The sequence below is a fragment of the Streptomyces sp. NPDC001530 genome, assembly GCF_042894545.1.
Classification (GTDB): Bacteria; Actinomycetota; Actinomycetes; order Streptomycetales; family Streptomycetaceae; genus Streptomyces.
This window is the reverse complement of sequence record NZ_JBIAVS010000006.1, coordinates 52161-74136: the sequence shown is the minus strand read 5'-3', so window position 1 is coordinate 74136 and position 21976 is coordinate 52161. Positions and strand designations below refer to the sequence as shown.

The following is a 21976-nucleotide window of genomic DNA, read 5'->3' as shown; positions in this document are numbered from 1 at the left end:
CCCGCCGCCGCTCCACGTGCTTACCGGTGTGATGTGTACTCCACCACCTGCTGATAGGTCGGCCGGTTCTGCCAGCTGATCTTGCCGTGCTTGATGCCGCCGAGGGTGCGCTGGACGATCGAGTCGGCGCACCACTGGTCGCCCGCGGAGCACTGGTCGTCACCGGGGTAGACGGCGGACGCGGTCTTCCCGGCCGCCTCCTTGAGCGTGCTGATCAGGGTGTCCCGGCAGGCGCTGAGGCTGCCGCCGCCGCAGTACTTCTGCGGCAGACCGCCCTGCACCGACTCTCCGAGGACCGCCCGGATGTCCTTGTCGACATAGCTCCACCAGCCGTACTGGAAGGAGCTTCCGGCGTGCGCGCCGGTCGGGCCGTGCGCCGCCGACGGCGACTCGTCGATGGGGAGGTTGTTGCCGAACGCGGTGTACAGGTCGCTGCCGAGCCCGGGCTGGAACTCCGCCTTCACCAGCAGCGGCCACCAGGCGTCCAGGATGCGGATCGCGTCGGCGTTGGCGTAGGTGTGCGATCCGGACGAGGTCTCCGTGCGCCTGGCGCCCGCCGTCACCCACGCGGACAGCTTGCTGACGGCCGCCGCTGCCGTGGAGTCCGTGACCGTCGAGCTGTTGATGACCTTCAGCAGGTCCGGCAGCACGTCCTCGGCCCGCAGGTCGGCCAGGGCCGCGTCGGCCATGGCCTTCACCAGCGCGGTCCTGGTCACGCCGCCCGCCGCGACCAGCTTCTTGACCCGGTCCTCGAGCAGGTTGCCGCGGTGGACCGAGCCGTCACCCCAGGGGGCTGTCGTGTAGTCCTTGGCCTGCTTGTTGTTCCAGGAGATGTAGTAGTCCTGGTCGATGGAGTTGGGGTGGGCGGACGCCGCCGTGTAGTCGGCGGTGTTGGTCGCCGGGTTCCAGTTCTTCCACTCGTACGCGGACTGCGCCCACACCGGGAACTCGGCGTCGACACCGGTGGCACGCACCGGGTTGTCGCCGCTGTTGTAGTACGCGGTGTGCGAGGAGTCGGCGTAGAACCAGTTGAAGGTGTAGTTGATGTGCTGCACCGCGCTCTGGAAGGTCGCCGGGCTCTTGACGTAGTCCGGGTCGTTGAGCATCTGGAAGCCGATGATCGAGTCGGCCTCGTGCATGAAGGAGGAACGCAGGGTGGTGTACGCGACCTTCTTGCCGCCGACCGTCGCGCGGTACTCCACGGGGCCGTACTTGGTCCGGTAGACCTGCATCCGGTACGAGCCCGCCGCCGTGCCGTCGGCGGTGGTCGGCTTCCAGGAGTTGGTCTGCTCGACCTTGTCCATGGCCGTGCAGGTGCCGTGGTACAGGTAGTGGTAGTCGTCCTGGCACAGCTCGACGGCGTACGTGTCGATGATGTCCTGGCCGGAGGTCGTCGCGCTCCAGGAGTAGTCCTGGCCGCGGCCGAGTTCGACGTACATGCTCAAACCCGCGAAGGAGGCGCCGCGGGCGCTGATGCCCGGGCCCTGGATCTCCTGGAGCATCAGCAGCTGGGGCGCGAAATAGCCGGTCTGCGGGCCGAAGACGGCGATCGGGTGGCCGCTGGCGGTGTACTTGCCGCTCACCACGAGGGCGTTGGACATACCGCGCTTGGCCGAGGTGAGGGAGGTGGTGGCCGCCGTGGCCGAGGCGCTGGTGGCGCTGGAGGTGGCCGCGCTGCCGGTGCGGTCGTAGACCAGTTGCTCCTGGGTCACCGAACCGGCGTCGGGGAGCGCCTCGCCCTGCGGGCTGTCCGGCTTGCTCGCGTACGGGAAGCTCTCGCCGTTGTGGACGGTGAGGACCGCCTCCGGGTCGTTGCGCTCGCGGAAGGACTCCCAGACCTTGGTGCCCTCGGTCACGCCGTACTTGGACTGGGCGGCGAGGAGTGAGATGGCGTTGTTGACCTCGCCGCCGCCTCCGGAGCCGAAGAGCGCGCCGATGACGGAGGCCAGCGCGACCAGGTCGGTGATCTTGAAGCGCGCGATGGTACCGGCGTTGGTGATGGAGTCCTTCCAGCCGGTCAGGACGTACTCGCCGGGGAAGTAGCGGCCGCTGTCGGAGGCGTCGATGTAGGCGTTGATGCCGTCGAGGTAGGCATTGGCGTCGGCGAGGGCCTGCTGGCCGCGGGCGCCTGCGCTCGCGACCGCGTTGTCGATCTGGGCCTGCAGATCGGCCTCGGTGTAGGGCGCGTTGCGCCAGAACTCCTGCTCCAGGCCCTGGTTGGAGGCCGCGCCGCCCGCGAAGGAGGTCAGCTGGCCGCGTCCGACGTGCCGGAACACGTCCATCAGCCACAGCCGGTCCTGGGCGGCGGCGTACCCGGCGCCGTACTCGGTGCCGTAGCGGGTGGTACCGGTGATGTGCGGGACGCCCGTCTTCTTGTCGCGGACGATCGTGACGTCGCTGCGCGGCTTCGTGGTCGAGGCGACCTGATCCGAAGCGACCCCGAAGGACGCGTCGTTGAAGAAGGTGTTGATCTTGGTATCGGTGAGCGTGGAGTAGCCCGAGGCCAGGTTGCCGTAGGGGGCGAGCTGGTCCTCGGCGTGGTCCGGCTGGGTGCCGAAGGCCTGGTTGAGGAGGATCTGGGCGAGGGTCGCGTTGCCGTTCTCGCCGGGCGGGAGGATGTCGGAACACTGGCCGCCGCAATAGTCGTTCGCTGCAGCCGCCGACGATGCTGCCGAGGTGTCGGCGGCCGCCGCCTGGGAAAGCGGCGACAAAAGACCGGCCATGAGCACGCATATGGATGCCGCGCCCAGGAACTTGGGGAATCTGCGGGGAGTTCTCAGTCTGTCGAGGATGGTGCGTGGGGTGCGCCGTGGCATGGCAGCTCCTCCCGACGGGGGTGGGCCGGACGTTACCGCCGGTATCCCCGAGATTGAAGATGAACATGCGTCAGTTTTTGGGATTCATCGACGCCGGACAGCGCCATCGACAGGCGGCTGACAGCGGCGGGAGGTAGGCCGGGAGCAACTCGGCGGGTGGCTTATGGAGGTCATCGAAAAATGGATGGAGCCGAATCGCTTGTCGATACGTCTATTCGGCGACGTCCGTACGACGACGCCGAAGTGACCGAAGTACAGGTGCAGGTGTGACGGAGGTGCAGGGCGATGGCCGGTTTCCGGAGTCTGGCGAGACAGGTGCGAGATCCGAGGTGCGATCTGGCACTGCGGCGGTACTCACTGCGCAAGTGCCTTGAGCGGTTCGCCCCTTACGGGCACCGGGCGACCTGGGACCACCTGTGCTCCCGGGCCGGGTTCGGTCCCGAGGACCGGTCCCCCGATCCAGCGCGGCTCGTGGCCGCACTGGACGAGTTGGAGGAGGCCCGCTCCGTCTGGCTCGCCTACGAGGTCGAGTTCGCGCAGCGTCGCAAGAAGGAGAAGCACGACGGGCTGCGCAGGCCGGGCAGTGTCGACGACTGGCACCGGCTGACCTGGGGCGGCTTCGGGGTCGCGTGGTGCGACGACCCGCTGATCCACCCCCATGAACCCCTGGCCGAGGTGCTGCGCCGGCTGATCGCCGCGCTGGAGCGCGAGCCGGGCTCGGTCTGCCCGGTGTGCGCCGGGGAGCGCCTGATATGGAAGTACGACCTGGCGCACGAACCGTCGTCGGGTCCGGTCTGCACGAGTTGCGGGATTGTGGTGCCGCGGCCTGTTCTGACGCCTGAGGCACTGGCGGGGGCCAGGCAGGGACGGCTCCTGGTATCTGCGTGAGCGCCCGGTTGAGCGGCTGGTTGAGCGCCCGGTTGAGCGGCTGGGAACTGCGGGTGAGTCGTCGGCTGCGGGTCTTTCGTGGCTGGGCGCGCTCACCCGGCGGAGCCGGACAATGTCACAGCCCCGCGCCCCCAGCGGGCGCTTCACGCACCGGGGTTGTCAGTGGTGGCTGGCACTATCGGGAGCATGGTGCAGGTCTGTGTGAACGGAGCCCGGGGAGCCGGTGACGGCGCCGCCGTGCCCATGTCGCCGGGAGCGATGGCCGAGTCCGCTGCTCGGGCCGTCGCGGCCGGGGCCACGGACGTCCATGTCCACCCCAAGTCGCCCTGTGGACAGGACACGTTGTCGCCGAAGGCGGTCGCGGCGACGCTCGAAGCGATACGGGCGCAGGTGGGCGTTCCGGTCGGCGTGACCACGGGCGCCTGGGCCGAGCAGGACCCCGCGGCCCGAGTCGAGCGCGTCCGCTCCTGGAGCGTCCTGCCCGACCACGCCTCGGTCAACTGGCATGAGCCGGGCGCCGAGGAGGTGGCGGCGGCGCTCCTCGACCGCGGGATCGGTGTGGAGGCGGGCATCTGGTCCGGCACGGAGGGCGCCGCGCGGTTCGCCGCGTCGCCTCTTGGTCCGCGGGTGCTGCGCGTTCTGGCCGAGGTGATGGACACCTCCCCGCAGACGGCGGAGGAGTCGGCCCGCACCCTCCTCACCGACCTCGGCACGGCCCACGGGCGCCCCGTCCTGTTGCACGGCGTGGAGGCCGGCGCCTGGCCGGTGCTGCGACTCGCCGGACGGCTGGGGCTCGCCACGCGGATCGGCCTGGAGGACACCTTGGTCCTGCCGGACGGGGCGTGGGCGATGTCCAACGGTCAGTTGGTGGCGGAGGGGTTGGTTCAGTACAGGGCGGCCCAGCGCCTGTCGTAGTGAGTTCGGTCCCTCAGGGCTCTGCGGCACTGTGCCCGGTGTCGCCGCGGGCCGAAGATCCCGAAGGTACCAGCCGCAAATCCGCTCGCTCCAGTGCTTTCCCCTCCGGACAGTTGGGGGCGATGAAACCCGGCTGAGGAACCCGAGGAGTCCCGAACATGTCGACGCTGCGTGTCACCGCCGAAGTGCTGACCATCCATGAGCATCCGAACGCCGACGCGCTCGAACTGGCCCAGGTGGGCCTGTACCGGGCCGTTGTCGCCAAGGGCGCCTACCGCACCGGCGAGCGCGCCGTCTACATCCCCGAGCAGTCCGTGCTCCCGGCCGAGCTGATCGAGGAGCTGGGGCTCACCGGGCGGCTGGCGGGCAGCAAGTCGGACCGGGTCAAGGCCGTACGGCTGCGCGGTGAGCTGTCGCAGGGGATCGTGTGCCGCCCGAAGGCACTGGCGGACGTCGACCTGTCGAGGGCCGCCGAGGAGGGAACGGACTTCGCCGAGGCGCTCGGCATCGTCAAATGGGTGCCGCCGATCCCGCCCACGATGGACGGCGACGTCGAGTCCGCGCCCGATCTGCTGCCCTGGGTCGACATCGAGAACATCCAGCGGTACCCGGACATCTTCACGCCGGGCGAGCCCGTGGTCCTCACCGAGAAACTGCACGGCTCGGCCTGCCTGCTGACGTACCTCGCGGACGAGGGCCGCGTGCACATCTCGTCGAAGGGCTTCGGCGCCAAGTCCCTGGCACTGAAGGAGGACCCGCGCAATCTGTACTGGCGCGCCGTCCACGGCCACGGCGTCGCGGAAGCCGCGGCCCGGCTCGCCGAGCGGCTCGGTGCGCGCCGGGTCGGCATCTTCGGTGAGGTGTACGGGGCGGGCGTACAGGACCTGTCGTACGGCGCCGACGGCCGCCGCGAGTCGCTCGGCTACGCCGTGTTCGACGTGTCGGCGGAGATCGACGGCGAGGTCCGCTGGCTGGACCCGGCGGCGCTGCTGGACGGCGAACTCCCGCTGGTGCCACGGCTGTACGAGGGCCCGTACGGCATCGAGCGCGTCCTGGAGGTCGCCTCGGGCCGGGAGACCGTGTCCGGGCGCGAGCTGCATCTGCGTGAGGGCGTCGTGATCCGCCCGGCAACCGAGCGGTACAGCCCGGTGACGGGCGGCCGTGCGATAGCGAAGGCGGTCAGCGCGGCCTATCTGACGCGGAAGGGTGGCACGGAGTACGAGTAAACCGCCGGGGGCGGGGGTGGCGGTATCCGGGTGCGGGGCCGGTGGTATCCGGACGCGGGGCGGTAGGAGTCGGGCACAGGGCCGTAGCGCTCGGGCGCGCGGCGATGGGAGGTCGGCGCAGGGCCGGAGGGCTCGGGCACAGGGCCGTAGCACTCGGGCGCGCGGCGATAGGAGTCAGGCGCGCGGCCGGAGGGCTCGGGCGCTGGGCCGGAGGGCTCGGGCGCGCGGCGATAGGAGTCAGGCGCGCGGCCGGAGGGCTCGGGTGCTGGGCCGGAGGGCTCGGGCGCGCGGCCGGGGGGCTGGGCGCTGGGCCGGAGGGCTCAGGCGCAGGGCCGTAGCACTCGGGCGCGCGGCGGTAGGAGTCGGGCGCAGGGCCGCAGGGTCGGGCCCGGGGCGGTGGGGAGCCGCACTCAGCGGCAGTCCCCCGCCGTCTGCTGCTCCGGCTCCGGCTGCCGCTCCTTCTCCTGCGGTTTCCGCTGGGCGGCGGTGCGTTCGACCATGAGCCGGGAGCCGGTCAGGCGCTCGCCGAAGACGTCGTCCGGGTTGGAGAGCACGCAGTTCTCCAGGGACAGACAGCCGCAGCCGATGCAGTCGGTGAGGTGGTCGCGCAGCCGGCTCAGCTGCTTGATGCGCTCGTCGAGCTCGGAGCGCCAGGCCTCCGAGAGCCGGGCCCAGTCCTCCCGCGTCGGGGTGCGCTCCTCCGGGAGTTCGGCGAGGGCCTCGCGGATGGTGGCGAGCGGGATGCCGACGCGCTGGGCGGCGCGCACGAAGGCGACGCGGCGCAGCGCGTCGCGGTGGTAGCGGCGTTGGTTTCCCGTGGTGCGGCGGCTGCTGATCAGGCCCTTGGACTCGTAGAAGTGCAGGGCGGAGACGGCGGCGCCGCTGCGGGCCGACAGCTGGCCGACCGTGAGTTCGTGGATCTTCTCGGGAATCTGGGGCACCCCTCGAACCTTACCCACCTCGTCACGCACGCGGTGCGTTGACAGGAGCCCCTCGCCCGACCATGCTAAGCAGTTGCTTAGACATAGCGACGCGGGAGGCCAGGGACATGGCAGAGCCGAGGATCTTCACGTCCGCCGACGAACTGAAGGCGGCGGTGGGCGAGCAGTTGGGTCACAGTGACTGGCTGGAGATCGACCAGAAGCGGATCGACCTGTTCGCGGACGCGACGGGCGACCACCAGTGGATCCACGTGGACCCGGAGAAGGCGGCGGCGGGGCCCTTCGGGACGACCATCGCGCACGGGTATCTGACGTTGTCGCTGCTGCCCGCGCTGGTGCCGCAGGTGATGCGGGTCGAGGGCATGAAGATGGGCGTCAACTACGGCTCGAACAAGGTGCGTTTCCCCGCGCCGGTGCCGGTGGGGTCGCGACTGCGCGCGACTGCGGTCCTCACGGAGGTCACCGAGGCCGGGGGCGGAGTCCAGGTCACGGCCGCGGTGACCGTTGAGCGCGAGGGTGGGGACAAGCCGGTGTGCGTGGCGGAGTCGGTCTCTCGCTACTACTTCTGAGGGTCGTGACGAAAGCCGCGGGTCGTCTGCCGGCTGCGGGCCGCCTGCGGCTGGTCGCGCCCACGCGGCGAAGCCGCACAAGGTCACAGCCCCGCGCCCCTTTCGGGGCGCGGCAGTGCGCCGGCGCCTACTCCTTGACCCCCACCATCCGCAGCACGAGGTCGGCATAGAGGGCGCCGACCTCATCGGGCGTCCTCGGGCCGTTGACGTTGAACCAGCGGGCCACGTCGATGCAAAGGGAGAGGATGGCGAGCGTGGTGCCGGGAATGTCCGGGACATCGAAGTCGCCCGCGGCCACGCCGTCCTCGATGATGCCGCGCACCTCGGCGTCGACCTGGCGGCGCAGGGCGATGATCTCGGCGCGGGCGTCCGGGCCGAGCGAGTCCAGCTCGTACTGCACAACCCGTGCGGTGGTGCGCCCGCCTGCATGCCAGCGGACGAAGGAGCTCACGGCGTCGGCGAGCCGCTCGGTCGCACTGCCTTCGCCCTGGGCGGCCGTCCGCAGGATGTCGAGGGCCTTTTCGTGGCCGATTCTGCTGATCCGGTGAAGCAGCTCTTCCTTGGTCTTGTAGTGGATGTACAGCGCGGCCGGGCTCATGCCCGCGCGGCCGGCGATGTCCCGGGTCGTCGTCGCGTGGTATCCGCGCTCGGCGAAGGCCTCCACGGCGGCGACGAGCAGCCGCCGGGCCGCGTCCGGGGTGACCTCGGCCCACGGCTGCATCTCGCCGCCGGCCGTCTCCTCCGCCGTACTCATCGCGTGTTCGCCCCTTCCCATGGCAGGGAGAACACCATACCCCCGAACCTGAGCGGGCGCTTAGTGTGCCCGCTCAGCGCGCTGCGTCCTGCCGGTCCCGGATCACCTTGGCCAGCGTGAAGGACGAGGTCACCAAGTAGAGGACGGCGACGCCCAGGAAGGAGCGCACCCAGGCGTCGGCCTCCAGTTTGAAGATGCCGATGGCGGTCGCGACGATGGCGACGGAGAACGAGGCGACCGCCTGGCCGTAGAAGGCCGCGGTGGACTGCTGCTTGGCCGGGGTCCCATTCATGTTCATGTTCATGCGGACCAGGGTCTGACGATGTGGCCGCGACCACATCCGCTCGGATACTCAGCCCGTGTACTCAGAAGTCAGCAGGCCGAGAGCGCGGTTCAGAAGGCGGTTCAGAAGGCCGACACTCCTGTCAGCGCACGCCCGATGACCAGCTTCTGGATCTGGCTGGTGCCCTCGTAGAGGGTCATGACGCGGGCGTCGCGCAGCAGCTTGCCCGCCGGGTATTCGTCGATGTAGCCATAGCCGCCGAAGACCTGGAGCGCGTTGTTCGCGGCGCGCACGGCGGCCTCGGAGGCGAAGAGCTTGGCCTTCGAGGACTCGGTGGTGAACGGCAGCCCGCGGTCGATGAGATCGGCGACCCGCCAGGTCAGCAGGCGTGCCGCGTCCACGTCGACGGCTATGTCGCTGATCAGCTCCTGCACGAGCTGGTGGTGGGCGATGGTCCTGCCGAACTGCTCGCGCTCGGTCGCGTACGTCACCGCCGCGTCCAGCGCCGCCTGGGCGATCCCGACGCAGCCCGCGGCCACGGACATCCGCCCCTTGGCGAGCGCGGACATGGCGACGGCGAACCCCTTGCCCTCGGGCGCCATCAGGGCGCTCGCGGGCACGCGCACGTCCTCCAGGACCAGTTCGGCTGTGGCCTGTCCGCGCAGGCCCAGCTTGCCGTGGATGGCGCGGCGGGTCAGGCCGGGGGTGTCCGTCGGCACGAGGAAGGCGGAGATGCCCTTGTGGCCCGGGGCATCGGTCGACCGGGCGAAGAGGAGTACGACGTCGGCCCAGGTGCCGTTCGTGATGAACATCTTGGTGCCGTTGATGACGTAGTCGTCGCCGTCGCGCACGGCCTTCGTCGACAGATGGCCGGCGTCCGAGCCGGTGCCGGGTTCGGTGAGGCCGAAGCAGCCGACGTACTCGCCGGAGGTCAGCCCCGGCAGCCACCGCCGCTTCTGCTCCTCGCTCCCCCAGTGCGCGATCGACTTGGCGACCAGGCCCAGCGAGACGGAGACGATTCCGCGTACGGAGGAGTCGCCGCGGCCCAGTTCCTCCGTGACGAGGCAGTACGCGAGGTGGTCGCCGCCGCTGCCGCCGTAGTCCTCGTCGATGGTGAGCCCGAGGAAGCCGACCTCGCCGAGCTTCTTGACCATGGACCGGTCGACGTCCTCCGCGCGGTCCCACTCGATGACATGGGGGGCGATCTCGCGGTCCACGAAGTCCTTGGCGAGCTGCCGGACGGCGGTCTGCTCCTCGCTGAGCTCCAGGTTCATACCGAGTCACCCCACAGATAGACGGACAGCGGACCGAGAAGCAGCGGATCCGGATGTAACGGACCTGGACGTGGCGGGCTTCGACGCCCCACACCGAAGGCGCCACACCGAAGGCCGTACACCGAGGGCCGTACACCGAGGGCCGTACATGGAAAGCCGTACATTTAAATTAGCACTGCTAGTTTCAATGTGCAGCCCTACTATGTGCGCCATGGCCCGACCGCGCAAGCCCCTGCTCAGCACCGACCGCATCGTCGAGACGGCACGTGCACTGGTGGACGCCGAGGGCCTGGCGGCCGTCTCGACGCGTCGGCTCGCCGCCGAGCTGGGGGTGAGCGGGCCGTCCCTCTACAACCACTTCCGCACCAAGGACCAGATCCTGGAGGCGGTCGCGGACTCGGTGAGTGCGCAGGTCGATCTGTCGATGTTCGAGGGCGGCCGTGAGTGGCGTACCGCCCTGCACGACTGGGCCGTCTCCTACCGGGCGGCCCTGCGCGACCACCCGAACATCGTCCCCGTCCTCGCCCGCGGGCCCGGGCGCCGGCCTGCCGGGCTGCGGCTCGCCGACGCGGTGTTCGGGGCCATGGTCGATGCGGGGTGGCCGCCGGCTCAGGCCACGTCGATCGGGGCGCTGATGCGGTACTTCATCATGGGGTCCGCGCTCGGCTCGTTCGCCGGGGGCTTCGTGGACGACGCGGACGCGTACGATCCCGCCGACTATCCCCACCTCGGGCAGGCTCATCTCCTTGCCGAGCAGCAGGAGAAGATCGACGAGCGGGCGTTCGAGACGGGGCTCAGTGCGTTGTTGGACGGGCTGGCGGTGCAATACGAGCGGGTGGCTCGGGGGGACTAGAGGGTTTTCGCCCCCTCCGCCCCTACCCGTCCCGTACCTGAGGGGCTCCGCCCCCCAGACCCCCCGTATAGCGCTTCGCGCTCGTCCTCAAACGCCGGACGCGCTAAAACCTTCCAGCCCCTCCGGCGTTTGAGGAGCGGGGTCTGGGGCGGAGCCCCAGGTCGGGACGGGTAGGGGCGGAGGGGGCGAGAAACCCACCCACCCCCGCCCCACCATCTTTCGGTCCGTGCCGAAGTGTTCGTGTCGCATGCTGGGGGCATGACGAGGCCGAAGGATCCGGTGGGACCGGGGCTCGCGGCGCTGGCCGGGCTGATGGCGGACGAGACGCGCGCAGGGTTCCTGCTGGCGCTGCTCGACGGGCGCGCCTGGACCGCCGGTGAGCTGGCGCGCTACGCCGGAGTCGCACCGTCGACCGCCAGCGAACACCTGGACAAGCTCGTGACCGGCGGCCTGCTCACCGAGGAACGACAGGGCCGGCACCGCTACGTACGCCTGGCCGACCCCCGCGTCGCCCAGCTCGTCGAGGACCTCGCCGCCCACGTCCGGCCGAATGCGGCCGAACGCCCGCGCACCCTGCGGGAGTCCAGCGCGGGATCGGCGATGGCGCGCGGCCGCACCTGTTACGACCACCTCGCCGGCCGGCTCGGCATCACGCTCACCGACGCCCTGACCGGCCGCGGACTGCTCCGCCAGGACACCGGGTTCGCGCTCACGGATGCCGGACTCCGGTGGTTCGACACCACGGGAATCAGCCTCGACCGCACCGGCCGCCGCCCCCTCACCCGCGCCTGCCTCGACTGGACCGAGCGCCGCCCCCATCTCGCGGGGACCGCCGGCGCGGCGCTCTGCCGGCACGCCCTGGACGCCCACTGGTGCGTACGCATCGGCTCGGAACGCGCGGTCAAGGTCACCCCCGAAGGCGAACGCGCCTTCGGGGAGCTCCTCGGCATCGAAGCGACAGCGCTCCGCTGACCACACCCTCCCGGTCCGAAGTCCAAGCCCCACCGCCGCGTCCGAAAGCCGCCAGCCCCACCCCCGCACCCCCACCTAGCCTCAGGAGCATGATGAACACGCCCCGTCCCGCGCCGCCCACCCGTCGCTCGGAACTGCTGGCCGCCGGCGCGGCGACCGTCACCGTCGTGCTGTGGGCCTCGGCCTTTGTGTCGATCCGGAGCGCGGGGGCCGCGTACTCGCCGGGTGCGCTGGCGCTGGGGCGGCTGCTGGCGGGAGCCGTGGCACTCGGGGCCGTCTGCCTGGTGCGCAGGGAGGGGTGGCCGCCGCGCGCGGCATGGCGCGGGATCGCCATATCGGGGCTGCTGTGGTTCGGCTGCTACATGGTCGTCCTCAACTGGGGCGAGCAGCAGGTGGATGCCGGCACGGCGGCGCTGGTGGTGAACATCGGTCCGATCCTCATCGCTCTGCTCGGCTCCCGTCTGCTCGGTGACGCGATGCCGCCGCGGCTGCTGGCGGGCATGGCGGTGTCGTTCGCCGGCGCGGTCGCCGTGGGGCTGTCGATGTCCGGGGAGGGCGGTTCCTCGGTCCTCGGGGTCGTGCTGTGTCTGCTGGCCGCCGTGGGCTACGCGGCCGGGGTCGTCGCGCAGAAGCCGGCGCTCGGCCGGGCGAGCGCGCTCCAGGTCACGACGTTCGGCTGCCTGGTCGGGGCCGTCGCATGTCTGCCCTTCACCGGGCAGCTCGTCCGGGAGGCGGCCGACGCGCCCGCCTCGGCGACCCTCAACATGGTCTACCTGGGCGTCTTCCCGACCGCGCTGGCGTTCACGACCTAGGCATACGCCCTCGCCCGTACGACCGCGAGCCGCATGGGCGCGACGACGTACGCGGTGCCCGCCCTGGTGGTGCTGATGTCGTGGCTGTTCCTCGACGAGGTCCCGGGGCTGCTCACCCTGGCGGGCGGGGCGCTGTGTCTGGCGGGTGTGGCGGTGTCCCGTTCCCGTCCGCGCACCGGGAAGGCCACGGTCCCGGCGCGCACGACGGAGCGCACGACGGAACCGCGGCCCGAGCCCGAGCCGGAACAGGCCTGATCCAGGGCTCCCTGACACCAGCCGGGTCAGCTCTCGCCCGACGCCGCCCTGTTCGCGAGGATCCTGATCGAGACGAGGGCGATCACCGCGAGCCCGATGATGTACGCGGATACGGCCATCGACGTGCCCGTCGCCTCGAGGAGCAGCACCATGACGAAGGGTGCGAGTCCGCCGCCGAACACGGCCGCGATCTGGTAGCCGAGCGAGGCGCCCGTGTACCGCATCTCGGGCGTGAACAGCTCGGCGAACAGGGCGGCTTGAGGCCCGTACATGATGCTGAGGAAGCAGCTCGCGACGAAGGTGCCGACGGCCAGCCACACCAGCGAACCGGTGTCGATCAGCAGGAACAGCGGCACGGCCCACAGCGCGATGCCGACCGCTCCGAGCGCGTAGATCCTGATGCGCCCGATACGGTCGGAGAGCGCGGCCGACGCGGGGATCAGCACCAGCTGAGTGAGGCTGACGCAGAGTGAGACGGTGAGCACCGCGCCGCGTTTCATGTCGAGTTCGCGGGTGGTGTAGTCGAGGACGCCCGTGATGAGGATGTAGAAGGTCGCGGTGTTCACGGCGAAGGAACCGCCCGCGAGGAACACCGTGCCGAGGTGCCCGCGCAGGATCGTGCGCAACGGAGAGCTCTTGGATCCCTTCTCCTCGGCCGTCAACGCCGCTTCCGCTGCCCGGAATTCGGGGGTCTCCTCGACGCGGGTGTGGATGTACCAGGCGAGCACGAGCACGAACAGGCCGACCAGGAACGGCAGCCGCCAGCCCCACGCCGCGAACGCGCTCTCACTGGTGGTCGCCCCGGCGACGAGGAAGACCGTGTTGGCCGTCACCACGCCGATGGGGACGCCGAGTTGGACGAAGCTGCCGTACACGCCCCGCTTGCCCTCGGGGGCGTACTCGGTGGCGAGCAGCATGGCGCCGCCCCATTGCGCGCCGACGGCGATGCCCTGTACGACGCGCAGGGCGACGAGCAGGATCGGGGCGGCGATGCCGATGGTGTCGTACGTGGGGAGCAGGCCGATGCCCGTGGTGGCCAGGCCCATCAGGGTCAGGGCGAGCACCAGCATGGGTTTGCGGCCGCGCTTGTCGCCGAGCTGCCCCGCGATGACTCCGCCGAGCGGACGGGCCAGGAAGCCGACGGCGAAGGTCGCGAAGGAGGCGAGGACGCCCGCGGACGAGCTGCCCGCCGGGAAGTAGAGGTCGCCGAGCACCAGGGCGGCGGCGATGCCGAAGACGAAGTAGTCGTACCACTCGACGGCCGAGGCGAGCGCGGCCGCGGTGGCCACCTTGCGTCGGTTCCGTACAGCGGGGGAAGTGGCGGACCGAGGGGGAGCGGATGGTGCGGAAGGTGCCGTGTCCATGCGTGCACACTCCGGTGGGTGCGGGGACGGAACTGGGGGGTGGCCGCGGTTCCGGGGAACATACTGACCGGACGGTACGGGGGTCAACGGGTTGTGCAGCAGCAGTTTTTACCTGCACATGGCAACCATGGACGGCCGTGCGCATGCCGAAGACCCCGGCCGCCTCGGCGGCCGGGGTGCCGGACAGAACCGGACAGACCCGGATTAGAAGACAACCAGGGCGCGGCCGCCCTTGCCCGCGATCATGTTGTCGAAGGCCGCCGGGATGCCCTCGAGGGCGATCCGGTCGGTGACCAGAGCGCCGAGGTCGAGGCGGCCGGCGCGGATGTGCTCCGCCAGCACCGGCAGATCACGCGCCGGGTCGGAGTTGCCGTACACGCAGCCCGAGAGCGTCCTGCCCCAGTGGAAGATCTCCAGCGCGTTGAAGGTGACCTGCTGGTCCTTGCCGCCGATGCCGACGACCGTGGTGCGGCCGCCGCGCCGGGTGGAGTCCCAGGCGGTGCGGATGGTCACGGCGCGGCCCACGCACTCGACGGCCACGTCGACACCTTGTTTACCGGTGAGGGCGCGGATCTCGCGCGCGGTGGTGTCGGAGGCGACGACGTAGTCCGTCGCGCCCGCCTCGCGTGCGAGCGACTCCTTCTCCGGCGAGACGTCGACCGCGACGATCTTCGAGGCGCCCGCGATCCGGGCGGCCTGGAGGGCAGCCAGCCCTACCCCGCCGACCCCGAACACCGCGACCGTCTCGCCCTGTCGGACCTTGGCGGAGTGGTGGACGGCGCCATATCCGGTGAGGACGGCGCAGCCGAGCAGGGCCGCGTCGGTGAGGGGGACGCCGTCCGGTACGGGCAGGACGCATCCGGCGGCCACGACGGTCTCCTCGGCGAACGCGGCGACGTTCAGGCCGGGGTGGAGGTCACTCCCGTCGGAGGCGCGTCGCGCGTACACGTCGCCCGCTCCGGTCAGCGCGTTGGCGCACAGCCAGACCTCGCCGAGCGAGCAGGCGTGGCAACTGCCGCAGGACGGCGCCCAGTTGAGGACGACGCCGTCGCCGGGCGCGACATGGGTGACGCCTTCGCCGACGGAGACGACGGTGCCGGCGCCCTCATGGCCGAGGACGGCGGGGACGGGCACCCGCATGGTGCCGTCGGACAGGGAGAGGTCGGAGTGGCAGACCCCGGCGGCGGCGATCCGGACGCGGACCTGGCCGGGGCCGGGTTCGGGGAGGTCGATCTCGGCGATCTCCAACGGAGCGCCCACGGCGGGAAGTACGGCAGCGCGAACCATGTGCGTGCTCCTGGGCCTAGAACTGGAGGGACTTGGTCTGGAGGTACTCGGAGAGCCCGTGCGAGCCCAGCTCACGGCCCACCCCCGACTGCTTGTAACCCCCGAACGGGGCAAGGGGGTTGAAGCGTCCGCCATTGATGTCGACCTGACCGGTGTCGAGCCGCCGCGCGAAGGCGACCGCCTCGGCCTCGTCGCCCGCCCACACCGCGCCCGCGAGCCCGTACACCGTGCCGTTGGCGATCCGGAGGGCGTCCTCCTCGTCCTCGTACCGGATGATCGACAACACCGGTCCGAAGATCTCCTCCTGAGCGATCGTCATGTCGGGTGTGACGTCCGCGAAGACGGTCGGGCTGACGAAGTACCCCTGCTCGCACGGCGATTCGGGGCCGCCCGCGACGAGCCGGGCGCCCTCCGCGACGCCCTTGTCGATGTAACTCCGCACCCTCGCCTGCTGCTTGGCGTTGACGACCGGGCCGATGCGGTCGCCGTACTTCGCCGCGGCGGCCGCGGCCAGCTCGACCGCCTGGTCGTACTGCGCGGTGTGCACCAGCATGCGCGTCCAGGCGCTGCACGTCTGGCCGGAGTTGGACATCACGTTGGCGACGCCGACGTTGACGGCCTTGGCGAGGTCGGCGCTCGGCAGGATGACGTTGGCGGACTTGCCGCCGAGTTCGAGGGCGACCCGCTTGACCGCGGCGCCGGCGGTCGCGCCGATCCGCTTGCCGACGGCCGTGGAGCCGGTGAAGGAGACGAGGTCCACGTCGGGGTGTTCGGCCAGGGCCTGCCCGGCGACCGGGCCGAGGCCGGTGACGAGGTTGAAGACACCGGCCGGGACGCCCGCATCGGCCACGGCCTCGGCGAAGAGCTGGGCGGTGAGCGGGGTGTCCTCGGCGGGCTTCAGCACCACCGTGCAGCCCGCGGCGAGCGCGGGGGCGACCTTGGCGACGATCTGGTGCAGCGGGTAGTTCCAGGGCGTGATCGCGCCGACGACGCCGACGGGCTCCTGGTAGACGGTCGAGTTCCCGACCTTCTCCTCGAAGGCGTACGTCGCCGCCAGTTCGGCGTACGAGCCCGCGACCGCGATCGGCACGCCCGCATGCACCGTCTGCGAGAACGCCAGCGGTGAGCCGAGCTCGGCGGTGACGGTCTCGGCGATCTCGTCCTTGCGGGCGACGAGGACGTCACGCAGGGCGGCGAGCTTCACGGCGCGCTCGGCGGGCGGGGTCGCCGCCCAGCCCGGGAAGGCGGCACGTGCGGCCCGTACGGCGGCGTCGACGTCCTCGGCGGTGCCCGCCGGGACCCGGCCGATCACCTGCTCGTCGACCGGGTTCACGACCTCGATCGTGTCCCTGCCGGCGGCGGGGCGCCAGGCGCCGTCGATGTACATGCCGTCGTGTGCCTTCATCGTGTTCCTCCCGGGCGGGGCCGCGTCGTCCGTGCCCTAAACTAGCGATGATAGTTTTTGGGCGCCAGGGGATCCGGCAGCCAGAAGGAACCGGCCCCCAGGGCATCCTCGGCCCCCAGGAGTCAGAAGTCGACCCGCGCCCGGTCGTCCACCCTGGCCACGGCCTCCTGAGCGAAGGCCTTCTCGTGGGTGTTCCTGATCTGCTCGATCTCTTTGTCGCTCGCGGCGCCCAGCCGGGCGCGGGTGCTGCTGTAGAGACTCATGCGCGTCTGCTTAGCGGAACTCACTCCTCCAGATCCGGCAGCCGCGCCGGAGCCGGGCAGATGCGTTCACCGTGCTGGTCGAAGACGAACAGATGGGCGATGTCGACGAGGAGGGGGACCTGCATGCCGTGGCGCAGTTCGATGTCGGGGGTGGTGCGGACGACGAGGTCACCGGGCAGACGGCCCTCCGGCGGCGCCGGTTCGGGGACATCGGGTCCTGTGTCCCCCGGGTGCTCCAGGACCACGACCGGCCCGGCCCGCAACGCTCCGGCGCGCTCCCGCAGCCGGTCCAGGACGGTGCCCTCGCGGCGCCGGCGCCGGGTCGGGCGGGCCGGTCGCGGCGCCTCCAACTCCGGTACGACGGCGGGCCGCGAGCCGGTGTTGAAGTGGACGAGGACCTCGTGCCCCTGGAACTCCACGTGCTCGACGAGGCCGCTGATCGCCACCTCGCCCGGCCGCGCGGCGGACGGCTTGGCGAGTCGGACGGCCTCGGAACGCAGCCCGACGATGACCTCGCGGCCCTGCTGCACCCGCAGCAACTGGTGGTCCAGCGACAGGGGTTCGGGCAACCGCAGGTACTGCTTGCCGAGGCTGATCGACATCGCTCCGTCGAGCGGGGCACGGACGAGACCGCGCAGCAGGTTGATCCGCGGGGTGCCGATGAAGGCGGCGACGAAGACATTCGCGGGCAGCGCGTAGACCGTGCGGGGCGTGCCCAGCTGCTGCAGGACTCCGCCGCGCAGCACCGCGACCCGGTCACCGAGCGACATCGCCTCGGCCTGGTCGTGGGTGACGTACACCGTCGTCGTGCCCAACTCCCGGGTGAGCCGGGCGATTTCGGCCCGCAGGTGATTGCGGAGCTTGGCGTCGAGGTTGGACAGCGGCTCGTCCATCAGGAAGGCGGAGGGATGGCGCGCTATGGCCCTGCCCATCGCGACGCGCTGGCGCTCGCCGCCGGAGAGCTGGTTGGGGAAGCGGTCGAGGAGGTCCTGGATGCCGAGCATCCGCGCGGTGGCGTCCACCCGCGGACGCGGATCCTCGCCGGGGGTCTCGATGCGCAGCGGGAAGCCGATGTTGTCGCGGCTGGTCATACTCGGATAGAGGGCGAAGTTCTGGAACACCATCGCCATGTCCCGCCCGGACGGCGGCAGATCATTGGCGTACTCACCGTCGAGGCGCACCTCGCCCTCGGTGACCTCTTCGAGCCCGGCGATCATTCTCAGCACGGTCGACTTGCCGCAGCCGGAGGGCCCGAGCAGCACGAGGAACTCGCCCGGCCGGATGTCGAGCGACAGCCGCTCCACCACGCGGACGCCGCGGGTGTACGACTTGCTGACGTTGTGCAGAGAGATGGCGCGTGTCATGACGGGTGCCCCCGGGGGCTCACGGGACGCTGGTGCTCCGCGGTCGGACGTCCCGTGCGGGTCGTACGGGACGTGTGAGTCACGGAAGTTAACGGACCGCACACGCCCGGGGGAAGACGCGCGGCGGGATCGGGACGGTCCGGTTCTGCACGGGGAGAAAGTGGACGATCGGGTACCGGTGAGGCGGACGATCGGGTGCCACGTGAAGTGGACGATCGGGTACCGGGTGAGCGAGCGGTTCGGTTCGGCGCGGCGGGGCTCGGCGCGGCCGGGCTCGGCGCGGGGGTTGCCTCATGTGGTGCGGGCCCGTCCCCGGGTCTGCGTGAGGTGGGCGAACACGACGATGTTGCCGGCGTAGCCCGTCCTGCGGTCGTATACGCCGCCCGCACGTGATCAGACGCAGTTCGGGGCGCCCCCTGTCGCCGTACACCTCCTTGTTGGGGAAGCGCGCCTTCTCGTACGTCCGCACGGCGTCCACCGTGTAGACGGCGGTCCGTCCGTCGGCACGCCGGGCCTCGACGAGCCTGCCAGGCCGGAGTTGGCCCAGCGCGGCGAAGATCGCGGACCCCGTCCTGGTGTCGCGGTGACCGACGGCCACGGCCGTGACCGACTCGTCCGGCGTCGGCCCGCCCCCGTACCAGCCGACCCTTTTCGGATCGTCCACGGGCGGCGCCGGTGAGCCGCCGCTCACGATCGAGCCGCACACCGACGACCGGGGCCTCCAGGCCGAAGTACGGGATGCGGAGCGACGTCGCTGGGGAGCGCGGCAGCGGTGTGGGCGGGCGTGCGGGCCGGAGGTACACGACTCCCCCGGTCACGACGAGGCCCACGGCCGCCGCACCGGCGATCGGTGCGAAGTCCTGAGGGGCGAGACCGCCACCGGCGGGGGTCCACCGTGCGGGCCGCACCGGGCCGAGTCGTCGGCGTCAGGCTCGGGGTGCTCGGGCACTCAGCAGCGCCCCGCACCCCGTCAGATATCGCTCTTCGGGCGCAACGGAACCTCGGCCCGCCGCCCCTCACCGCGGACCCGGGCAGGCTTCGCCGGCGAGCGCAGCGCGATCCCCGACGACAGCAGCAACAACGCGCCGAGCATCACGAACGGCGCGGCCACGCCGGCGACTCCGGCCACCAGACCCGCGGCGGCGGGCGCGGCGACCTGACCGAGCCGGTTGCCGGTCAGCCGCAGGGCAAGGGCCGTCGAACGGGCGTCGTCCGGGGCGGCCTGGACGACCGTCGTCATGGACAGCGGCTGGCCGACACCGAGGCAGAAGCCGAGGACGATGAGCATCAGCGCCAGCGTCCACACCGGTACCGGCAGGGCGATGCCGACGCACAGCACGGCCGCCAGCAGGCAGGTGACGGTGAGCAGAAGGGACCGGCCGAGCATCCGCAACAACGGTGTCAGCACCAGCCGGCAGGCGATGGTCGCCGCCGCGCGCAGACTCAGCAACACGCCGATCACGGACGGTGCGATGCCCCGGTGCTCACCGACCACCGGGAGGTACGCGGTGAGGATGTCGGTCGCGGACAGCACGGCGAGGCTGACGAAGATGCCCGCGGGCACGCCCCGGGTGCGCAGAATGCGCTGGACAGGGACCCGGTCGCCTTGCGCGGTACGGGACTTGTCGACCGCAGGGTGCTCGATGCGCCACAGCGAGGTGAACGCGACCGCGGCGCCCGCACCCGCGACGAGCAGCGCGAGCGCGCTGCTGCCCGCCATGTCGGGACCGCCGATCAGGGCGCCCGCCGCGATCGGTCCGACCAGCTGGCCGAGCGAGGCGCCGATGGTGAAGTGACCGAAGTTGCGGTCCTGTTCGTGCGGCGCGGACTGGCGGGCGACGAGCGACTGCGCGCCGATCACGAAGCAGAGGTGGCCGAGGCCCATCACTCCGCTCCAGACCGCCATCGCCCACAGACTGTCGGCGAGGCCGCTCATCGCGCAGCCGCCGGATATGAGGACGACGCCGACGGGCAGCAGCGGCGCGCAGCGCCCGTGGTCCGTGCGACGGCCCAGCGGTACGGCGGCGAACAACGGCAGCAGCGCGTACACGCCCGCGATCACACCGACCGCCCGCTCGTCCGCGCCCAGCGCGAGGGCCCGGTAGGAAACGGCGGGCCGGGCCATCGACACCGCCCCCTGCGCGAAGCCGAAGGCGATGATGAGGCGGAGCAGCCAGCCGCGGTTCCTACCGGGCCCCATGGTTTCTTTTCCTCCCGGGAAGGTCAGATGATGCCGAACAGGATTCCGGCCCCGAGCACGACCAGCGACGTCAGCGCCGCCCACTTCACCACGAACCTGGTGTGGTCGCCGAACTCCACCTTCGCCATACCGACCAGGACGTATACGGCCGGCACCAGCGGGCTCGACATGTGCAGCGGCTGGCCGACGAGCGAGGCGCGGGCGATCTCCAGGGACGAGACGCCGTGCGCCTGGCCCGCCTCGGCGAGGACCGGGAGGATGCCGAAGTAGAAACCGTCGTTCGACATGAAGTACGTGAGCGGGATGCTCAGGATGCCGGTGACGAAGGCCATGTGCGGGCCCATGCCGTCGGGGATGTTGGAGACCAGCCACTTGGCCATGTGGTCGACCATGCCGGTGCCCTGGAGGACGCCGGTGAAGACGGCTGCGGCGAAGACCATGCCGGCCACGTTGAGGACGTTCTCGGCGTGGGCGCCGAGGCGGGCCTTCTGGTCGGGCATGTGCGGGAAGTTGACGGTGAGCGCGAGCGCGGCGCCGAGCAGGAAGAGGACCGGGATCGGCAGCCACTCCATGATCATGGCGGTGAGCAGCGTGACCGTGAGGAGCGCGTTGAACCAGTAGAGCTTGGGGCGCAGGGTGGCGCGGTTCGGGTCGAGCCCCTGGAAGCCGTCGTCCTCGTCGGGCACCTCGGCGTCCGTACCGGACCCCGAACCGCCGCTCGCCACGGCCTTCTTGCCACCAGCGTGGGTACCGGAGCCGCCGGCGCCCGCGCCGACCAGAACCGTCTCCGTCTCCTGCGGCTCCAGCACCTCGTCCAGCGTCAGCACGCCGAGCCGCTTGCGCTCGCGGCGACCGAGGACGTACGCGAGGGCGAAGACGCCGAGCAGACCGACGGCCAGTGCCGGGATCATCGGGACGAAGATGTCGCTCGCGTCGAGCTTCAGCGCGGTCGCGGCGCGGGCGGTCGGGCCGCCCCACGGCAGCGTGTTCATCACGCCGTTGGCCATCGCGGCGACGCCGGTCATCACGACCAGGCTCATCTTCAGGCGCTTGTACAGCGGGTACATCGCCGAAACCGTGATCATGAAGGTGGTCGAGCCGTCGCCGTCGAGGGAGACGATCGCGGCGAGGACCGCGGTGCCGACCACGATGCGCAGCGGATCGGCCTTGCAGAACTTGAGAATCCCCCGGACGATCGGGTCGAAGAGACCGACGTCGATCATCACACCGAAGTAGACGATCGCGAACATCAGCATCGCCGCCGTGGGGGCGAGGCTGGTGACGCCGTCGATGACGTAGTCACCGAGCTTGGCGCCCTTTCCGACGAAGACGCAGAAGAGTGCCGGAATCAGCACGAGCGCCGCGATCGGCGACATCTTCTTCAACATGATCAGGACCAGGAAGGTCGCGATCATGGTGAAGCCGAGGATGGTCAGCATGTGTGGATACCTAACGTTCGCCCTTGAACTCCCACCAGGGCCGGCGGTAGGGCGACGTTAGGTCGGGTCCGAACGCGTTAACAAGACGTTGACACG

18 protein-coding genes and 2 pseudogenes are annotated in these 21976 nt (G+C 70.8%); 7 read left to right on the top strand and 13 right to left on the bottom strand.

Annotated elements, in window-relative coordinates; genetic code table 11:
• Positions 1-20: 20 nt before the first annotated feature.
• Complete coding sequence (locus ACFY0T_RS13225; RefSeq protein ID WP_388868457.1) at positions 21-2816, bottom strand: penicillin acylase family protein; 2796 nt, start codon at positions 2814-2816, stop codon at positions 21-23.
• Between the two features lie 285 nt (positions 2817-3101).
• Between ACFY0T_RS13225 and ACFY0T_RS13220 the strand changes: the two genes are divergently transcribed.
• The 3 genes from ACFY0T_RS13220 (at position 3102) to ACFY0T_RS13210 (ending at position 5845) form a co-directional block, all read left to right on the top strand.
• Positions 3102-3704 carry a hypothetical protein gene (locus ACFY0T_RS13220; protein ID WP_388868454.1) on the top strand — a complete coding sequence of 201 codons (603 nt, stop codon included), beginning with the start codon at positions 3102-3104 and terminating at the stop codon, positions 3702-3704.
• A 186-nt stretch (positions 3705-3890) separates the two neighbouring features.
• Complete coding sequence (locus ACFY0T_RS13215) at positions 3891-4619, top strand: 3-keto-5-aminohexanoate cleavage protein (RefSeq protein WP_388868452.1); 729 nt, start codon at positions 3891-3893, stop codon at positions 4617-4619.
• Positions 4620-4777: 158 nt separating this feature from the next.
• Complete coding sequence (locus tag ACFY0T_RS13210) at positions 4778-5845, top strand: RNA ligase (ATP) (RefSeq protein ID WP_388868449.1); 1068 nt, start codon at positions 4778-4780, stop codon at positions 5843-5845.
• A 410-nt stretch (positions 5846-6255) separates the two neighbouring features.
• On the opposite strand, the gene soxR is transcribed toward ACFY0T_RS13210, so the two are convergent.
• Positions 6256-6786, bottom strand: a complete 531-nt coding sequence (soxR, locus tag ACFY0T_RS13205; protein WP_388868446.1) for a redox-sensitive transcriptional activator SoxR — start codon at positions 6784-6786, stop codon at positions 6256-6258.
• Positions 6787-6893: 107 nt separating this feature from the next.
• Between soxR and ACFY0T_RS13200 the strand changes: the two genes are divergently transcribed.
• Positions 6894-7355, top strand: a complete 462-nt coding sequence (locus ACFY0T_RS13200) for a MaoC family dehydratase (protein WP_369245463.1) — start codon at positions 6894-6896, stop codon at positions 7353-7355.
• Positions 7356-7482: 127 nt separating this feature from the next.
• On the opposite strand, the gene ACFY0T_RS13195 is transcribed toward ACFY0T_RS13200, so the two are convergent.
• From ACFY0T_RS13195 to ACFY0T_RS13185, 3 genes and pseudogenes are all read right to left on the bottom strand, one after another.
• Positions 7483-8109: a TetR/AcrR family transcriptional regulator gene (locus ACFY0T_RS13195; protein ID WP_388868443.1), complete on the bottom strand. Its 627-nt coding sequence runs from the start codon at positions 8107-8109 to the stop codon at positions 7483-7485.
• 76 nt (positions 8110-8185) lie between these two features.
• Positions 8186-8401 (bottom strand): annotated as a pseudogene (locus tag ACFY0T_RS13190) (YiaA/YiaB family inner membrane protein); the annotation flags it as partial.
• A gap of 113 nt (positions 8402-8514) precedes the next feature.
• A complete protein-coding gene (locus ACFY0T_RS13185) occupies positions 8515-9666 on the bottom strand; it encodes an acyl-CoA dehydrogenase family protein (protein ID WP_388868440.1) in 1152 nt (383 codons plus the stop codon).
• A gap of 211 nt (positions 9667-9877) precedes the next feature.
• Here ACFY0T_RS13185 and ACFY0T_RS13180 point away from each other — a divergent pair, with 211 nt between their 5' ends.
• The 3 genes and pseudogenes from ACFY0T_RS13180 (at position 9878) to ACFY0T_RS13170 (ending at position 12558) form a co-directional block, all read left to right on the top strand.
• Entirely contained in the window at positions 9878-10519 is a 642-nt protein-coding gene (locus ACFY0T_RS13180) for a TetR/AcrR family transcriptional regulator (protein WP_388868436.1), read from the top strand.
• A 258-nt stretch (positions 10520-10777) separates the two neighbouring features.
• Positions 10778-11491, top strand: coding sequence for an ArsR/SmtB family transcription factor (locus ACFY0T_RS13175; RefSeq protein WP_388868433.1), 714 nt, complete (start codon positions 10778-10780; stop codon positions 11489-11491).
• Between the two features lie 89 nt (positions 11492-11580).
• Positions 11581-12558 (top strand): annotated as a pseudogene (locus tag ACFY0T_RS13170) (DMT family transporter).
• Between the two features lie 26 nt (positions 12559-12584).
• On the opposite strand, the gene ACFY0T_RS13165 reads toward ACFY0T_RS13170, so the two are convergent.
• From ACFY0T_RS13165 to ACFY0T_RS13130, 8 genes are all read right to left on the bottom strand, one after another.
• The gene (locus ACFY0T_RS13165; protein WP_388868430.1) at positions 12585-13922 is read right to left on the bottom strand and encodes an MFS transporter; all 1338 of its coding nucleotides are present in this window, start codon (positions 13920-13922) and stop codon (positions 12585-12587) included.
• A gap of 204 nt (positions 13923-14126) precedes the next feature.
• Positions 14127-15209 (bottom strand): Zn-dependent alcohol dehydrogenase, encoded by a 1083-nt coding sequence (locus tag ACFY0T_RS13160; protein WP_388868428.1) that lies wholly within the window; start codon positions 15207-15209, stop codon positions 14127-14129.
• Between the two features lie 16 nt (positions 15210-15225).
• The gene (locus ACFY0T_RS13155; RefSeq protein ID WP_388868425.1) at positions 15226-16614 is read right to left on the bottom strand and encodes an aldehyde dehydrogenase family protein; all 1389 of its coding nucleotides are present in this window, start codon (positions 16612-16614) and stop codon (positions 15226-15228) included.
• Positions 16615-16736: 122 nt separating this feature from the next.
• Complete coding sequence (locus ACFY0T_RS13150) at positions 16737-16877, bottom strand: DUF3574 domain-containing protein (protein ID WP_388868422.1); 141 nt, start codon at positions 16875-16877, stop codon at positions 16737-16739.
• A 20-nt stretch (positions 16878-16897) separates the two neighbouring features.
• Positions 16898-18241 (bottom strand): ABC transporter ATP-binding protein, encoded by a 1344-nt coding sequence (locus ACFY0T_RS13145; RefSeq protein ID WP_388868419.1) that lies wholly within the window; start codon positions 18239-18241, stop codon positions 16898-16900.
• A gap of 88 nt (positions 18242-18329) precedes the next feature.
• Positions 18330-18905, bottom strand: a complete 576-nt coding sequence (locus tag ACFY0T_RS13140; RefSeq protein ID WP_388868417.1) for a sortase domain-bontaining protein — start codon at positions 18903-18905, stop codon at positions 18330-18332.
• Positions 18906-19211: 306 nt separating this feature from the next.
• Entirely contained in the window at positions 19212-20441 is a 1230-nt protein-coding gene (locus ACFY0T_RS13135; RefSeq protein WP_388868414.1) for an MFS transporter, read from the bottom strand.
• Positions 20442-20464: 23 nt separating this feature from the next.
• Positions 20465-21880 (bottom strand): citrate:proton symporter, encoded by a 1416-nt coding sequence (locus ACFY0T_RS13130; RefSeq protein ID WP_388868412.1) that lies wholly within the window; start codon positions 21878-21880, stop codon positions 20465-20467.
• Between the last annotated feature and the right edge of the window lie 96 nt (positions 21881-21976).

Bases quoted from the DNA above. Each gene is read 5' to 3' on its own strand.
- ACFY0T_RS13150 (WP_388868422.1), bottom strand. From the start codon at position 16,877: ATGAGTCTCTACAGCAGCACCCGCGCCCGGCTGGGCGCCGCGAGCGAC.
- ACFY0T_RS13225 (WP_388868457.1), bottom strand. From the start codon at position 2,816: ATGCCACGGCGCACCCCACGCACCATCCTCGACAGACTGAGAACTCCC.
- ACFY0T_RS13195 (WP_388868443.1), bottom strand. From the start codon at position 8,109: ATGAGTACGGCGGAGGAGACGGCCGGCGGCGAGATGCAGCCGTGGGCC.
- ACFY0T_RS13135 (WP_388868414.1), bottom strand. From the start codon at position 20,441: ATGGGGCCCGGTAGGAACCGCGGCTGGCTGCTCCGCCTCATCATCGCC.
- ACFY0T_RS13175 (WP_388868433.1), top strand. From the start codon at position 10,778: ATGACGAGGCCGAAGGATCCGGTGGGACCGGGGCTCGCGGCGCTGGCC.
- ACFY0T_RS13160 (WP_388868428.1), bottom strand. From the start codon at position 15,209: ATGGTTCGCGCTGCCGTACTTCCCGCCGTGGGCGCTCCGTTGGAGATC.
- ACFY0T_RS13185 (WP_388868440.1), bottom strand. From the start codon at position 9,666: ATGAACCTGGAGCTCAGCGAGGAGCAGACCGCCGTCCGGCAGCTCGCC.
- ACFY0T_RS13210 (WP_388868449.1), top strand. From the start codon at position 4,778: ATGTCGACGCTGCGTGTCACCGCCGAAGTGCTGACCATCCATGAGCAT.
- ACFY0T_RS13145 (WP_388868419.1), bottom strand. From the start codon at position 18,241: ATGACACGCGCCATCTCTCTGCACAACGTCAGCAAGTCGTACACCCGC.
- ACFY0T_RS13220 (WP_388868454.1), top strand. From the start codon at position 3,102: ATGGCCGGTTTCCGGAGTCTGGCGAGACAGGTGCGAGATCCGAGGTGC.
- ACFY0T_RS13165 (WP_388868430.1), bottom strand. From the start codon at position 13,922: ATGGACACGGCACCTTCCGCACCATCCGCTCCCCCTCGGTCCGCCACT.
- ACFY0T_RS13180 (WP_388868436.1), top strand. From the start codon at position 9,878: ATGGCCCGACCGCGCAAGCCCCTGCTCAGCACCGACCGCATCGTCGAG.
- ACFY0T_RS13200 (WP_369245463.1), top strand. From the start codon at position 6,894: ATGGCAGAGCCGAGGATCTTCACGTCCGCCGACGAACTGAAGGCGGCG.
- ACFY0T_RS13215 (WP_388868452.1), top strand. From the start codon at position 3,891: ATGGTGCAGGTCTGTGTGAACGGAGCCCGGGGAGCCGGTGACGGCGCC.
- ACFY0T_RS13155 (WP_388868425.1), bottom strand. From the start codon at position 16,614: ATGAAGGCACACGACGGCATGTACATCGACGGCGCCTGGCGCCCCGCC.
- ACFY0T_RS13130 (WP_388868412.1), bottom strand. From the start codon at position 21,880: ATGCTGACCATCCTCGGCTTCACCATGATCGCGACCTTCCTGGTCCTG.